Origin of the sequence: Mumia zhuanghuii (genome assembly GCF_042681565.1) — a bacterium.
Classification (GTDB): domain Bacteria; phylum Actinomycetota; class Actinomycetes; order Propionibacteriales; family Nocardioidaceae; genus Mumia.
This window is the reverse complement of record NZ_JBHUFT010000008.1, coordinates 1,863,191-1,877,047: the sequence shown is the minus strand read 5'-3', so window position 1 is coordinate 1,877,047 and position 13,857 is coordinate 1,863,191. Positions and strand designations below refer to the sequence as shown.

The following is a 13,857-nucleotide window of genomic DNA, read 5'->3' as shown; positions in this document are numbered from 1 at the left end:
TCGGGTTACGCACCCTTCACAACGGGCTCACGCGAGGGCGTGGCGGTCTGTGAGCCGCCCTCACCGCCGGTCGAGACGCCCTCACCGCCGGTCGAGACTCCCTCACCGCCGGTCGAGCCTGTCGAGACCACCAGCCAGTCCGCGATCCCACGCACGAGCGACACGCAGCCCCCGCAGCCGGTGGTCGCGCGCGTGGTGGCCGCGAGCGCGTCGACGGAGCACGCCCCGCCGTCCCACGCCGCGACCAGGTCACGCTTGGTCACGCCGTTGCAGCGGCACACCGTCGTGCTGCCCGGCATCGTGGTGGGCGACCCGGCGGCGGCGTCGGCCTGCCCGGCGCTCGGCGCGAGGAGCTGCAGCGGGTCGAGCGGGACGACGCCCGGCCGCCCGTACTGGACGCTCAGCGACGCTGCGAGCTCGGCGGCTCCGAGGCAGGTCATCCCGACCAGCTCGTCGCCGTCGAGGACGACCTCCACGTAGCGGCGCGCGTACGGGTCGCTCATCGTCAGCACCCGCGCCCCGTCGGCGCAAGACGCCTTCCGCCCCATCGCGACGAGGCTGAGCCCGGCCGCCTTGAGGCGCATGGCGGCGCCGTCGACGACCACGGGTGCAGGGTCGGCCGCGGTGCCGCCGTCGACGACCACGGGTGCAGGGTCGGCCGCGGTGCCGCCGTCGGTGAGCCGCCGAGCGAGTGCGCGGGCCTGCTCCCACCCGGGTGCGACGAGCCCTGAGACCCCCGACGGCGTCTGCGCGCAGTCGCCGATCGCGTGGATCGCCGGGTCGTATGTGGTCGTCAGGTCGTCGCCGACGACGATCCCGTGGGCGACCTCGAGTCCGGCGGCACCCGCGAGGGCGGTCTCGGGGACAGCCCCGGCCGCGAGGACGACGAGGTCAGCCGCGAGCGTACGACCGTCGTCGAGCACCACCGCCTCCACGTGGCCGCCTCGTCCCCTCCACGATTTGACGGGTTCTCCACCGGTTGAGGGCACCGATTGGGGGGACAACCCGTCAAATCGTGGAGGAGCGCAGGTCACGCCCGCGAGCGCGGCGTTGCCGTGGAACGTGATGCCGAGGTCGGAGACCGCGTCGGCGAGCAGCCGGCCGGGCGCGGGGTCGAGGTCGCGGTCGAGGAGGTGCCCCGCGAACGAGATCACCTCCACCGCGACTCCCCGCAGCCGCATCCCGCAGGCGACCTCGACACCGAGCGGACCGCCCCCGACGACGACGGCACGCCGGGCGTTGAGCGCGGCGGCGGTGATGCCGCGGGCGTCGTCGACCGAGCGCAGCGCGAAGACGCCACCGGGCAGCGGGTCGCCCGGAGCGCCGTCGAGGCCCGGGACGCGCAGCACCCGCGCCCGCGCGCCGGTCGCCAGGACGAGGTGGTCGTACGGGATGGGCTCGCCGTCCACCCACACCGTACGGGCGCCACGGTCGATCCCGTCCACCCGCGCGCCGAGCCGTACGGTCACCCCGGCCGGCCGCGGCAGCACGAGGCTCGCGAGCTCCGCGCGCCCGGCGACGAGCTCGGTGAGCAGGATCCGGTTGTACGGCTCGTACTCCTCCTCCCCCAGCACCAGCACGTCGAACCGTCCCTCGCGGTCGGCGCGTGCGAGCTCCTCGGCGAATCGGGTGCCGACCATGCCGGCCCCGACGACCACCACCCGCTCGCGCGTCACTGTGCTGCCTCGACGGTCACGGCGGACACCTTGAACTCCGGCATCCCCGAGATCGGGTCGGTGGCCGCGCTGGTGACACTGTTGACCCGCTCGAGCCCCGCGAAGTGGAACGGGGCGAACACCGTGTCCGGCCGGATGTCCGCGCTGATCCGCGCCTGCGCGACCATCGAGCCGCGACTCGACGTCACCCGGATCTCCTCCACGCCCTCGATGCCGAGCCGCGCGGCGAGCAGCGGATGGAGCTCGACGTACGCCGCGGGCGCCGCGTCCCGCAGGCGCGCGACGCGGCGGGTCTGGGCGCCGGACTGGTAGTGCTGGAGCACCCGCCCGGTCACGAGGAACAGCGGAGCGGCGCGCGTCAGGTCGTCCACCCGCCCAGTCGGCTCGACCGCCACCATCCGTGCCCGGCCGTCCACATGGGCGAAGCCGTCCGCGAACAGCCGCGGCGTGCCCGGATGGGCCTCATCGGGGCACGGCCAGAACAGCGCCTCGCCCGCGTCCAACCGGTCGTACGAGATGCCGGCGTAGTCGGCACGCCCCCCGGCCGACGCGCGCCGTAGCTCGTCGTACACCTCGCGCGGGTCGGTCGGCAGCGACACCGTGGCCCCGAGCCGCGCCCCCAACCCGGCCAGGATCTCGAGCTCGCTGCGCACCCCCGGCGGTGGCGTCACGGCGGCCCGGCGACGGATCACCCGGCCCTCGAGGCTCGTCATCGTGCCCTCCTCCTCCGCCCACTGCGTCGTCGGCAGCACGAAGTCGGCCAGCATCGCGGTCTCCGACGGCACGAAGTCGCAGACCACCAGCAGGTCGAGCGCCCGCAGCCGGTCGGTCACAGTCCGCGCGTCGGGGGCGCTGACCACGAGGTTGGACCCGTGGACGAACAGCGCCCTCGGGCCGTCATCCGTGCCGAGGCCCATCAGCAGCTCGACGGCAGGCACGCCCTTGCCCGGCAGCGAGTCGGGGTCGACGCCCCAGACCTCGGCCACGTGCGCCCGCGCCGCAGGGTCGTCGATCATCCGGTAACCGGGCAGCTGATCCGACTTCTGCCCGTGCTCGCGCCCACCCTGGCCGTTCCCCTGCCCCGTGATGCAGCCGTACCCGCTCCCGACCCGCGCCGGCAGGCCGAGGCACAGCGCGAGGTTGATCGCCGCGGTCACCGTGTCCGTACCGTCCGTGTGCTGCTCGGCGCCGCGTCCGGTCAGCACGTACGCGCCTGCGCCGCCGTGGCACGGGGCGGCCGCCGCGAGGCGCCGCGCGATCCGGCGCAGGCGCCCCTCGTCGATGCCGGTGGCCGACGCGACGCGCTCCGGCCACCACGCGGCGACGCTGCGCCGGACGTCGTCGAGGCCGTTCGTACGGTCGTCCAGATACGCCGCGTCCGCGAGACCCTCGGCGAGCACGACATGGGTCAGCCCGAGGAGCAGCGTCAGGTCCGTCCCGGGGACGAGCGCGAGGTGCTCTCCGGCACCGTCGTCGGTCAGGCGTGCGGTCGCACTGCGCCGCGGGTCGACGACGACGAGCCCACCTTGCGCACGTGCATGGGACAGGTGCTGCACCGCCGGCGGCATCGTGTCCGCGAGGTTGCTCCCGAGCAGCAGCACCGCGTCGGCAGCGTTGAGGTCCTCCAGCGGGAACGGAAGGCCGCGATCGATCCCGAGGGCGCGGTTGCCGGCTGCGACCGCCGACGACATGCAGAAGCGGCCGTTGTAGTCGATGAACCGCGTCCGCAGCACCGTGCGGGCGAACTTGCCGAGCGCGTAGGCCTTCTCGTTGGTCAGCCCTCCCCCACCGAAGACCGCGATCGCGTCCCGTCCGTGGGCCTGCTGGAGTGCGGTCACGCGTGCCGCGATCTCGTCGAGCGCGTCGTCCCAGGAGACCTCCTCGTAGCGGCCGTCGGCGGTACGACGCAGCGGTGCGGTGATCCGGTCGGGCGTACGGAGGAGGTCAGCGCTCGTCCAGCCCTTCTGGCACATCCCGCCCCGGTTGGTCGGGAACTCCCGAGGCGAGGCGGCCAGGTCGCCGCTCGCCTCGGGAGCCAGCCGCATCGCGCACTGGAGTGCGCAGTACGGGCAGTGGGTGTCTGTTGACGCAGCGGTGCTGGTCACACGTGTGCCTTCGCCATCGCGGCTCCCGGCCGCAGGTAGGCGCACCACGTGACGGCGAGCATCGCCGCGTACACCCCCACGTACACGAACATCGCCGGCTCGATCGAGCCCGTCGCCTCAGACGCCCACGAGTAGACGCGCGGGACGAAGAACCCGCCGAACGCGCCGACCGCCGAGATGATGCCGATCGCGGCCGCCGCCTCGCGCTTGGCCCGCAGCGTGCCCTCCGCTCCTTCGGTGGCGGTCGCGCGGAAGATCGCAGGGATCATCCGGTACGTCGAGCCGTTGCTGACGCCGGTCGCGACGAACAGCACCAGGAACGAGGCCAGGAAGAACGCGAAGGAACCGGCCCGCAGCGCGAAGATCGCGGCGAGCACGCCGACGCCCATCACCACGAAGCTCGCCGCCGTCACGGCCGCACCGCCGACCCGGTCGGACAGGCGCCCGCCGAACGGCCGGGCCAGCGACCCGACGAGCGCGCCGAGAAACGCCCAGGACGTCGGGTTCACGTCGGCGAACTCCATCTTGATGAGCATTGGGAACGCCGCCGCGTACCCCATGAACGAGCCGAACGTGCCGATGTAGAGGAAGGCCATCACCCAGGTGTGCGGGCGCTTCGCAGCCGCCGCGGAGGTCGAGAAGTCGGCTTGGGCGGTGCTGAGGTTGTCCATCGCCTTCCACGCGAGGAACGCGGCGAGCAAGATCAGCGGGACCCACATCAGACCGGCCCGCCAGAGCACGAGCCCTCCGCCGGCGGTGACGACCGCTGTGACGACGAAGGGCGCCTGGACGACCGCGACGCCGATGTTGCCGCCGGCCGCGTTGAGCCCGAGGGCCCAGCCCTTCTCCTTCTCGGGGTAGAAGTACGAGATGTTCGTCATCGACGACGCGAAGTTGCCGCCGCCGAAGCCCGCCGTGGACGCAACCAGCAGCAGGACCCAGAACGGGGTGTCGGGCCGCTGGACGACGATCGCGAGCCCGGTCGTCGGGATCAGCAGCAGCAGCGCCGAGACAATCGTGAAGTTGCGGCCCCCGAAGAGCCCGACCGCGAACGTGTACGGGAGGCGCAGCGTCGCCCCCACGAGACTCGGCACGGCGACGAGCCACAGCAGCTGCGAGTTCGTGAGCGAGAAGCCGGCGGCGTTGAGGTTCACCGCGACGATGCTCCAGAGCATCCACACGGAGAACCCGAGGTGCTCGGCGAGGATCGAGACGATCAGGTTCCGGCGGGCGACCGGGCGCCCCGTACCCTCCCAGAACTCCGCGTCCTCAGGGTCCCAGTGGTCGATCCAGCGGCCGGTACGACGGCGTACCGGGGAGGTCGTCGTGCTCGCGGGCGTGGTGCTCGGCTCGGTGCCGAGGGTGGGCAGCGCCATGACGGGCTCCTGGAGGCGGAGGGGCCCGGCCGGATGCCGGACACCGTACCCAGGACGCTACGAACGCCGTGTTTCCGGCCCGTTGCCCTGCGGGTGGCGGGTCCGTAACCGTCCTCGCACAGCCTCGTACGCCCCCGTGTGAGGCGCCCGCGACGTGACGCTCCCCCGCAACGTCATACGTTCCGTGGCCCCTGGACCACGGAACGTATGACGTCAGAGAGCGGAGGCTCAGGCCTCCAGGACCACGGGCACGATCATCGGGCGACGCCGGTGCGCGCCCGAGACCCAGCGGCCGACCGTACGGCGGATGATCTGCTGGAGCTGGTGGGTGTCGTACGTCCCGTCGGCAACGGCGCTCGCGAGCGCCTGCTCGATCTGGGGCACGATCGCCTGGAACACCGAGTCGTCCTCGGCGAACCCCCGCGCCTGGATCTCCGGGCCGCTGACCAGCTTGCCGGTCGACGAGTCGATGACGACCATGACCGAGATGAAGCCCTCCTCGCCGAGGATCCGGCGATCCTTGAGCTCGGACTCGGTGATGTCGCCGACCGACGAGCCGTCGACGTAGACGTAGCCACAGTCGACCTTGCCGGTGACCCGCGCCCGTCCGTCGATGAGGTCGACCACGAAGCCGTCCTCCGCGATCACGACGCGGTCGGGCTCGACGCCCGTCGCACGCGCCAGCGCCGCGTTGGCGTGGAGGTGACGCATCTCGCCGTGCACCGGCATGACGTTGCTCGGCTTGACGATGTTGTAGCAGTAGAGCAGCTCGCCTGCGGACGCGTGACCGGAGACGTGCACGAGCGCGTTGCCCTTGTGGACCACGTTCGCGCCGAGCCGGATCAGTCCGTCGATCACGCGGTAGACCGCGTTCTCGTTGCCGGGGATCAGCGAGCTCGCGAGCACGACGGTGTCACCGGGCTCGATGCGGACCGAGTCGTGCGAGTTCGCGGCGATGCGCGACAACGCGGCCATCGGCTCGCCCTGCGACCCCGTCGAGACGAGAACGAGCTCCTCGGGGCGGTACTCGGAGACCTTGCGCCCGTCGACGATCACGCCGTCCGGCACGTGGAGGTAGCCGAGGTCGCGCGCAATCTGCATGTTGCGGATCATCGACCGGCCGATGTAGGCGACCTTGCGTCCGTGCTTCACCGCGGCGTCGAGGATCTGCTGGACGCGGTGCACGTGCGAGGCGAAGCACGCCGTGATGATCCGCTGCTGGCTCTGCGCGAAGACGCGGTCGAGCACCGGCGAGATGTCGCGCTCGGTGGTGGTGAACCCCTGCACGTCAGCATTCGTCGAGTCGGTGAGGAACAGGTCCACCCCCTCCTCACCGAGCCTCGCGAACGCCCGCAGGTCGGTGATGCGCCCGTCGAGCGGGAGCTGGTCCATCTTGAAGTCGCCGGTGTGGATCACCAGGCCGGCGGCCGTACGGATGGCGACGGCGAGCGCGTCGGGGATCGAGTGGTTGACCGCCACGAACTCGAGGTCGAACGGCTCCATCGAGAGCGTCTCGTCCTCGGCGACGACGTACTTCGGCACGTCCTTGATCCGGTGCTCGCGGAGCTTGGAGTCGACGAGCGCCAGCGTGAGCTTGGAGCCGACCAGAGGAATGTTGCTGCGCTCACGGAGAAGGTAGGGGACGCCGCCGATGTGATCCTCGTGGCCGTGGGTCAGCACGATCGCGACGATGTCGTCGAGGCGGTCCCGGATCGGCGCGAAGTCGGGGAGGATCAGGTCGACGCCGGGCTGGTGGTCCTCGGGGAACAGGACGCCGCAGTCGACGACGAGCAGCTTGCCGGCGTGCTCGAAGACGGTCATGTTGCGCCCGATCTCTCCGAGGCCACCGAGCGCGATCACGCGCAGGCCGTCGGCGGGCAGCTCCGGCGGGGCGCCGAGCTCGGGATGGGGATGGCTCATCGATCAGTCCTTCAGCAGAGTGGCGTCACGGAGCACCTGGGCCAGCGTCGCCACCTGCTCGTCGGTCGCGTCCACGTACGGGGAGCGGGTCGTGCGGTTCTGGATCACACCGAGCAGCTGCATCGCCGCCTTGGCCATGATCGCGCCCTGCGAGGTCGGCGACATGATCGTGGCGACGACGTCGAGGAGCTCGTCGTTGATCGTACGGGCGTCGACGAGGCGGCCGTCATCGACCGCCCTCACCATCGAGGCGTACTGCGAGGCAGCGACGTGGCTGACGACCGAGACGACACCGGCGGCGCCGTACGCGAGCCAGGCGAGGTTGAGCGGGTCGTCGCCGGAATACCAGGCGAGACCGGTCTCGCGCATGAGGCGCACCCCGGAGGCGAGATCGCCGACCGCGTCCTTGACCGCGACGATCGCCTCGTGCTGCGCGATCTCCGCGTAGGTCTCGGGCGCGATGCGGACGACGGCACGGCCCGGGATGTCGTAAAGCATCACCGGGACGCCTTCGCCCGCATCGGCCACGGTCGTGAAGTGGCGAACGAGGCCGGCCTGCGGCGGCTTGTTGTAGTAGGGCGACACGAGCAGCATGCCGTGGGCACCCAGCTCGGCAGCCTGGCGGGCCAGCCGCGCCGACGCCTGCGTGTCGTTGTTGCCGACGCCGGCGACGACGGAGGCGCGGTCACCGACCGCCTCGAGGACCGCGGCCAGCAGGCGGCCGTCCTCTTCGGGGTTGGTGGTGGGCGACTCGCCGGTCGTCCCGCTCACCACGATGCCGTCGGAGCCTTCGTCGACGAGGTAGGTCGCCAACTTCTTGGCGGCGTCGAGGTCGAGGGCGCCGTCCGGGGTGAACGGCGTCACCATGGCGGTCAGCACCCGGCCGAACGGGGCCTCAGGTCTGGCGAGCGGAGAGGTCATATGTCCCACGCTACCGCTTGGGCGGGACGGACTGTGGGGCCGGTCAAACCAGCGAACCCGGACATGGAATGTCCCGGTGCTGCCCGTTCGGGGGCCCGGGCAGCACCGGGACACTCAGAACATCGCCCGAAGCCAGAACGGCGTTACGGCCGATCACGAGCCACGTATTGTGACCTGTGTCACACCCGCTCGTACGTCGCGATCCGGTAGCCGTCGTAGGGGATCGCGTCGATCTCGCACCACTGCGACCAGTCGACCTCGGGGAACCACGCATCGCCCTCAGGGGCCGCGTCGACGAGGGTCAGCACCATCCGGTCGGCCTGGTCGAGCGTCTGCCTGTAGATCTGCTCGCCGCCGATGACGAACACCTCGCCGCCGAGCTGAGCGGCGAGGTCGAGAGCCCCGTCGACGTCGTTGCTGACGACCACGTCGTCCGGCCCCTTCCAGCCCGTACGGCGGGTGATGACGACGGACGTGCGGTCGGGCAGCGGGCGCCCGATCGAGTCGTAGGTCTTGCGCCCCATCACGAGCACGTGGCCGGTCGTAAGGGCCTTGAACTGCTTGAGGTCGCCGGTGCGTGGCCACGGCAGGTCGCCGTCGCGCCCGATGACGCCGTTGGTGCCGACGGCGGCGACGAGCGTGATGCGGGCGTGGCGCTGCGCGCCCAGATCGCGAGGGGTCATACGGCGATGGGCGCCTTGATGCCCGGGTGAGGGTCGTAGCCGGCGAGCTTGACCGAGTCGAGCGTGAAGCCGTCGATCGAGGTGACACCGGGGTCGAGCTCGAGCTGCGGGAGCGGCCGAGGCTCGCGCGACAGCTGCTCGCGGGCCTGGTCGAGGTGGTTGAGATAGAGGTGCGCGTCGCCGAGCGTGTGGACGAAGTCGCCCACCTCGAGCCCGGTCACCTGAGCCACCATGTGGGTCAGCAGGGCGTACGAGGCGATGTTGAACGGGACGCCGAGGAACACGTCACCCGAGCGCTGGTAGAGCTGGCACGACAGGCGACCGGGCCCGCCGTCCTCCCCCGGCGCGACGTAGAACTGGAACATCGTGTGGCACGGCGCCAGCGCCATGTCGGGCAGGTCGGCGACGTTCCAGGCGCTCACGATGTGGCGACGCGAGTCGGGATCGCCGACGAGGGCGTCGATCACGCCCTGGAGCTGGTCGACGTGCCGCCCGCCCGGAGCCGGCCACGAGCGCCACTGGTAGCCGTAGATCGGGCCCAGCTCACCCTGCTCGTCTGCCCACTCGTCCCAGATCGAGACGCCGTTCTCTTTGAGATAGGCGGTGTTGGTGCTGCCCGCGATGAACCACAGGAGCTCGGCCACGACGGACTTCACGTGGACCTTCTTGGTGGTGACCAGCGGGAAGCCTTCACGCAGGTCGAACCGCATCTGGTGGCCGAACACGCTGAGCGTGCCGGTGCCCGTACGGTCGTCCTTGCGGACGCCGTCGTCGAGGATCCGTTGAACGAGGTCGAGGTAGGCGCGCACGTTCTCACGCTACGACACCGACCTGACACAATCGAGCAGTGACTACCGCCGACACCAGTGTCCGGGTCGCGTGGCGCGCCGACGCCCCCGCGATCGCCTCCCTGCAGGCCGACGCGTGGCGCGAGCGGTACGGCCCGGTGCTGCCGCCGGAGATCGTCGCGCAGATCGTCCCCGCCCTGTTCGAGGAGAAGTGGGTCGCCTCGCTCGACAAGCCCGGCGACGCCCGCAACCGGGTCCTCGTCGCGCTCGAGCACAGCACCGTACGCGGGTTCGCCGTCACGGGGCCCTCGAGCGACGACGATGCCGACCCGGTCGCCGACGGCGAGGTCAGCGAGCTGACCGTCTCCCCCGCCCACCGCGGCGCCGGCCACGGCTCACGGCTCCTGCAGGCCTGCGCCGACACGCTGCGTGCCGACCGGTTCGTCCGGGCGACGATGTGGCTCGACGCCTCCGACGACGCGATGCGCGGGTTCGTCACCGGCACCGGCTGGGCGCCTGACGGCGCGCACCGCGAGGTCGACCCGGTGGGCGACGGGGTCGTTCTCCTCAAGCAGGTCCGCCTGCACACGATGCTGGGCGGTGACGAGGACGGTGACTGACACCGACCACGTGCCGGTCGGCTTCACCGTCGCCGCCGCCGACTTCTACGAGGACCTCGAGAACGACAACTCCCGCACGTTCTGGACCGCCCACAAGGACGACTACGACACGCTGGTGCGGCGCCCGATGCTGGCACTCACCGCCGCGCTCGCCGACGAGTTCGGTGCGGCCAAGGTGTTCCGGCCGTACCGTGACGTGCGGTTCAGCGCCGACAAGACCCCTTACAAGACCCATCAGGGCGCCTTCGTCGCGACCGAGCCGGCCAACGGCTACTACGTCCAGATCGACGCGTCGGGGCTGCGGGTCGGAGCCGGCTGGTACGACGCGACCGCCGAGCGCAAGCACCGCTTCCGTACGGCGGTCGACGACACGCGCAAGGGTGCCGAGCTCGAGCGGCTGCTCGGCCGGCTCACCGCCGACGGGTTCGAGCTCGGCGGCGACCGCGTCAAGACCCAGCCGCGCGGCTGGTCCGCGGAGCATCCCCGCATCGAGCTCCTGCGGCACAACACGCTCACGCTCATGCGCTGGTACGGCACGCCCGAGTGGATGGGCACCCCCGGACTCGCCACGCGGGTCGCCGATGACTGGCGGGCATTGACCCCGCTCCTGGACTGGCACGCACGACATGTCGGCTGAGGCGTCCGCGCCCAGCGACCGCAGCGTCGTCATCGACTCGCTCGGGGTCGGCCTGGCCACGGGTGCTTACGGGATCAGCTTCGGCGCGATCGGGACGGCCTCGGGGCTGACGGTCCTCCAGACGTGCGTGCTGTCGCTGCTGATGTTCAGCGGGGCGTCACAGTTCGCGTTCGCGGGTGTGGTGGCCTCGGGCGGCAACCCGTTCACCGGCGCGGTCACCGCGGTCCTCCTCGGCAGCCGCAACAGCTTCTACGGGCTCGGACTGGCGCCGCGGCTGCGGGTGCACGGCTGGCGGCGACTGCTCTCGGCGCAGATCGTCATCGACGAGTCCACCGCGATGGGTGTCGCCCGCACGACCGACCGGCACGCTCGGATCGGCTTCTACGTCACGGGCGTCTCGATCTTCATCCTCTGGAACCTCATGACGTTCGTCGGCGCCCTCGCCGGAAACGCTCTCGGGGACCCCCGGACGTACGGGCTCGATGCCGCCGTGGGCGCCGCGTTCCTGGCGCTGCTGTGGCCCCGGCTGACGGCGTGGCCGCAGCGCACGGTCGCGATCGTCGGCGCGCTCGTGGCCATCGGCACGGTGCCGCTCTCCCCCGCAGGCGCGCCGATCATCATCGGCGGTGCCGTCGCCGTCGCCCTCGGGATCTGGATCACCCGTCGCAGCACCGACGCCGAGATCACCGACGCGCTCGAGCACCCCGAGGAGCCGCACCACCACGATCACCACGAGAGGGGCGAGTCGTGATCTGGTGGGCCATCATCGCGGCGTCGCTCGCGTGCTACGGACTCAAGCTCGCCGGGCTCTCCATACCCGACCGTGCCCTCGAGCATCCGCTGACCGTCCGTGTCGCGGCGCTCATCCCGGTCGGGCTGCTCGGTGCGCTGATCGCGGTGCAGGTGTTCGGCGACGGGCAGTCGCTCGTGCTGGACGCACGGGTGGTCGGGCTCGGTGTCGCGGTGCTGCTCCTGGTCGTACGGGCGCCGTTCCTCGTCGTCGTGGGCGCAGCCGCCCTCGCGGCCGCCCTCGTACGCCTGCTCTGACGCCGTCCGCGTCCGCGTTGTGAAAGCAACCTGACCGAATCGCGGGCCGAATTCGGTCAGGTTGCTTTCACAACGCGGACGGATCCGGGGTGTGCCGTCAGGCGAGGCCGAGGATGCCGTCGAGCCCGACGGTGACCCCCGGGTGCGCGGCGACGCCACGCACTCCGGCGACGACGCCCGGCATGAACGACTCGCGGTGCACCGAGTCGTGGCGGATCGTCAGCGTCTCGCCGGGATCACCGAAGAGCACCTCCTGGTGGGCGACGAGCCCACGCGCCCGTACGGCGTGCACGTGGATGCCGTCCACCACCGCGCCCCGCGCCCCGAGCGGGTCGGCCGTCGTCGCGTCGGGCACCGGCGCCGACCCCGCGGCCCGACGCGCCTCGGCGACGAGCTCGGCCGTCCGTGTCGCCGTGCCGGACGGCGCGTCGACCTTGTCAGGGTGGTGCAGCTCGACGATCTCGACTGACTCGAAGTACGGCGCGGCGATCTGCGCGAACCGCATCATTAGCACGGCCCCGATCGAGAAGTTCGGCACGATGAGCACCCCGACCTCGGGCGACTGCGCCGCGAGCTCGCGGACCTCGGCAAGGCGCGCGTCGTCGAACCCTGACGTCCCGACGACGGAGTGGATGCCGTTGGCGACGCAGAAGCGCAGGTTGTCCATCACGACGGCCGGGCTGGTGAAGTCCACGACGACCTCGACACCCGCGTCGACGAGGAGGTCCAACGGGTCGTCGGCATCGATCGCCGCGGCGGGGGTGAGCCCCTCGGCCGCTTCGATCGCTCGTACGGACTCCGACCCCATGCGCCCTCGGGCACCCAGCACCCCGACCTTGGTCTCGCTCATGCGCCGATCATCCCACCCGCGTGCGCGGCCGGTCCGGCAGACTGGAGACAGCCCAGTGCCCCTACCGAGAAGAGCAGTCATGGCTGACCCTGGCGACACACGCGTCGCCGTGTACCTCGACTTCGACAACATCGTGATCTCGCGGTACGACCAGGTGAACGGACGCAACCAGTTCCAGAGGGACAAGGCGCGCGCGTTCTCGACGACCGAGCGTGACGCCGACCCCGACGTCGCCGAGAAGCTCGCCCGCGCCACGGTCGACGTCGGCGCGATCATCGACTTCGCCTCGTCGTTCGGGACGCTCGTCCTGACCCGCGCCTATGCGGACTGGTCCGCGCCGGTCAACGCCGAGTATCGCGGCCAGCTCGTCAGCCGCGCCGTCGACCTGGTCCAGCTGTTCCCGGCGGCCGCGTACGGCAAGAACGGCGCCGACATCAGGCTCGCCGTCGACGCGGTCGAGGACATGTTCCGGCTGCCCGACCTCACGCATGTGGTGATCGTCGCAGGTGATTCCGACTACATCGCGCTCGCGCAGCGGTGCCGGCGGCTCGGCCGGTACGTCGTCGGTGTCGGCGTCGCCGGCTCCACCAGCAAGTCCCTCGCGGCGGCGTGCGACGAGATGGTGACGTACGACGCGCTGCCCGGCGTCGAGCCGGCCCCCGAGCCGGAGCCGGCAGCGAAGAAGTCGGCCCGCTCCCCCTCGCGGAGGCGCTCGGGTGAGCGTCCTGCCAAGCCGGACACCGCCTCGGACGACGTCTCGGCCGCGGAGACGGAGCCGAGCGGGACGGGCGCCAAGCGCGACTCACGCAAGCCCACGGCCACGGTCCCGCTCTTCGCCGAGCCCGGGTTTGACGACCGTGCAGAGCACGAGCCGGAGCCGGAGGACGCCCAGAAGGTCGCGACCCGGCTGCTGGAGCGTGCCTTGCGTTTGGGCCACGAGAAGGACGACGCCGACTGGCTGCACAGCTCGGCGGTCAAGAGCCAGATGAAGCGGATGGACCCGTCGTTCAACGAGAAGGCGCTCGGGTTCCGCTCGTTCTCGGACTTCGTACGGTCACGGGGCGATCTCGCCGAGCTCGACGAGAGCTCCACGGCGCGCCTGGTACGCCTGAGTCCGAAAGCTTCGCACTAGGTGGTACGGTCGTCAGTAGTTGCAATACCGTCACGCCGCAGATTCGAATGCAAGACCCTCGTTTATCGAGGCCTCTCGTTCTTCTCCCAGGTTGAGGTGATC

13 protein-coding genes are annotated in these 13,857 nt (G+C 71.2%); 5 read left to right on the top strand and 8 right to left on the bottom strand.

Annotation, left to right across the window (positions count from 1 at the left end):
• Window positions 1-5 precede the first annotated feature (5 nt).
• The 7 genes from ACFSDF_RS17495 to ACFSDF_RS17465 form a co-directional block, all read right to left on the bottom strand.
• Window positions 6-1,676 carry an FAD-dependent oxidoreductase gene (locus tag ACFSDF_RS17495; protein WP_377158494.1) on the bottom strand — a complete coding sequence of 557 codons (1,671 nt, stop codon included), beginning with the start codon at window positions 1,674-1,676 and terminating at the stop codon, window positions 6-8.
• Entirely contained in the window at window positions 1,673-3,781 is a 2,109-nt protein-coding gene (locus ACFSDF_RS17490; protein WP_377158492.1) for a molybdopterin oxidoreductase family protein, read from the bottom strand. The genes ACFSDF_RS17495 and ACFSDF_RS17490 overlap by 4 nt, the downstream gene beginning before the upstream one ends.
• The gene (locus ACFSDF_RS17485; RefSeq protein WP_167003431.1) at window positions 3,778-5,157 is read right to left on the bottom strand and encodes an MFS transporter; all 1,380 of its coding nucleotides are present in this window, start codon (window positions 5,155-5,157) and stop codon (window positions 3,778-3,780) included. The genes ACFSDF_RS17490 and ACFSDF_RS17485 overlap by 4 nt, the downstream gene beginning before the upstream one ends.
• A 228-nt stretch (window positions 5,158-5,385) precedes the next feature.
• Window positions 5,386-7,077, bottom strand: coding sequence for a ribonuclease J (locus ACFSDF_RS17480; RefSeq protein WP_377158490.1), 1,692 nt, complete (start codon window positions 7,075-7,077; stop codon window positions 5,386-5,388).
• A gap of 3 nt (window positions 7,078-7,080) precedes the next feature.
• Window positions 7,081-7,998 (bottom strand): 4-hydroxy-tetrahydrodipicolinate synthase, encoded by a 918-nt coding sequence (dapA, locus tag ACFSDF_RS17475; RefSeq protein ID WP_167003435.1) that lies wholly within the window; start codon window positions 7,996-7,998, stop codon window positions 7,081-7,083.
• A gap of 179 nt (window positions 7,999-8,177) precedes the next feature.
• Window positions 8,178-8,681 (bottom strand): dihydrofolate reductase, encoded by a 504-nt coding sequence (locus ACFSDF_RS17470; protein WP_167250493.1) that lies wholly within the window; start codon window positions 8,679-8,681, stop codon window positions 8,178-8,180.
• Complete coding sequence (locus ACFSDF_RS17465; RefSeq protein WP_167003439.1) at window positions 8,678-9,490, bottom strand: thymidylate synthase; 813 nt, start codon at window positions 9,488-9,490, stop codon at window positions 8,678-8,680. Before ACFSDF_RS17465 ends, ACFSDF_RS17470 begins: the two co-directional genes overlap by 4 nt.
• 38 nt (window positions 9,491-9,528) lie before the next feature.
• Between ACFSDF_RS17465 and ACFSDF_RS17460 the strand changes: the two genes are divergently transcribed.
• Genes ACFSDF_RS17460 through ACFSDF_RS17445 form a run of 4 tightly spaced genes read left to right on the top strand, consistent with a single transcriptional unit; the run spans window position 9,529 to window position 11,773 of the window.
• On the top strand, window positions 9,529-10,089 hold the full coding sequence (locus tag ACFSDF_RS17460; protein WP_167003441.1) for a GNAT family N-acetyltransferase: 561 nt from the start codon (window positions 9,529-9,531) through the stop codon (window positions 10,087-10,089).
• On the top strand, window positions 10,082-10,726 hold the full coding sequence (locus tag ACFSDF_RS17455) for a DUF2461 domain-containing protein (protein ID WP_243842961.1): 645 nt from the start codon (window positions 10,082-10,084) through the stop codon (window positions 10,724-10,726). The genes ACFSDF_RS17460 and ACFSDF_RS17455 overlap by 8 nt, the downstream gene beginning before the upstream one ends.
• On the top strand, window positions 10,716-11,477 hold the full coding sequence (locus ACFSDF_RS17450; RefSeq protein WP_167003443.1) for an AzlC family ABC transporter permease: 762 nt from the start codon (window positions 10,716-10,718) through the stop codon (window positions 11,475-11,477). Before ACFSDF_RS17455 ends, ACFSDF_RS17450 begins: the two co-directional genes overlap by 11 nt.
• A complete protein-coding gene (locus tag ACFSDF_RS17445; RefSeq protein WP_167003445.1) occupies window positions 11,474-11,773 on the top strand; it encodes an AzlD domain-containing protein in 300 nt (99 codons plus the stop codon). The genes ACFSDF_RS17450 and ACFSDF_RS17445 overlap by 4 nt, the downstream gene beginning before the upstream one ends.
• Window positions 11,774-11,870: 97 nt before the next feature.
• Here the strand turns inward: ACFSDF_RS17445 and dapB are convergent, their stop codons facing one another.
• Window positions 11,871-12,623, bottom strand: a complete 753-nt coding sequence (dapB, locus tag ACFSDF_RS17440; protein WP_377158486.1) for a 4-hydroxy-tetrahydrodipicolinate reductase — start codon at window positions 12,621-12,623, stop codon at window positions 11,871-11,873.
• A 79-nt stretch (window positions 12,624-12,702) separates the two neighbouring features.
• Between dapB and ACFSDF_RS17435 the strand changes: the two genes are divergently transcribed.
• Window positions 12,703-13,755 carry an NYN domain-containing protein gene (locus ACFSDF_RS17435; RefSeq protein WP_167003448.1) on the top strand — a complete coding sequence of 351 codons (1,053 nt, stop codon included), beginning with the start codon at window positions 12,703-12,705 and terminating at the stop codon, window positions 13,753-13,755.
• The last annotated feature ends 102 nt before the right edge of the window (window positions 13,756-13,857 follow it).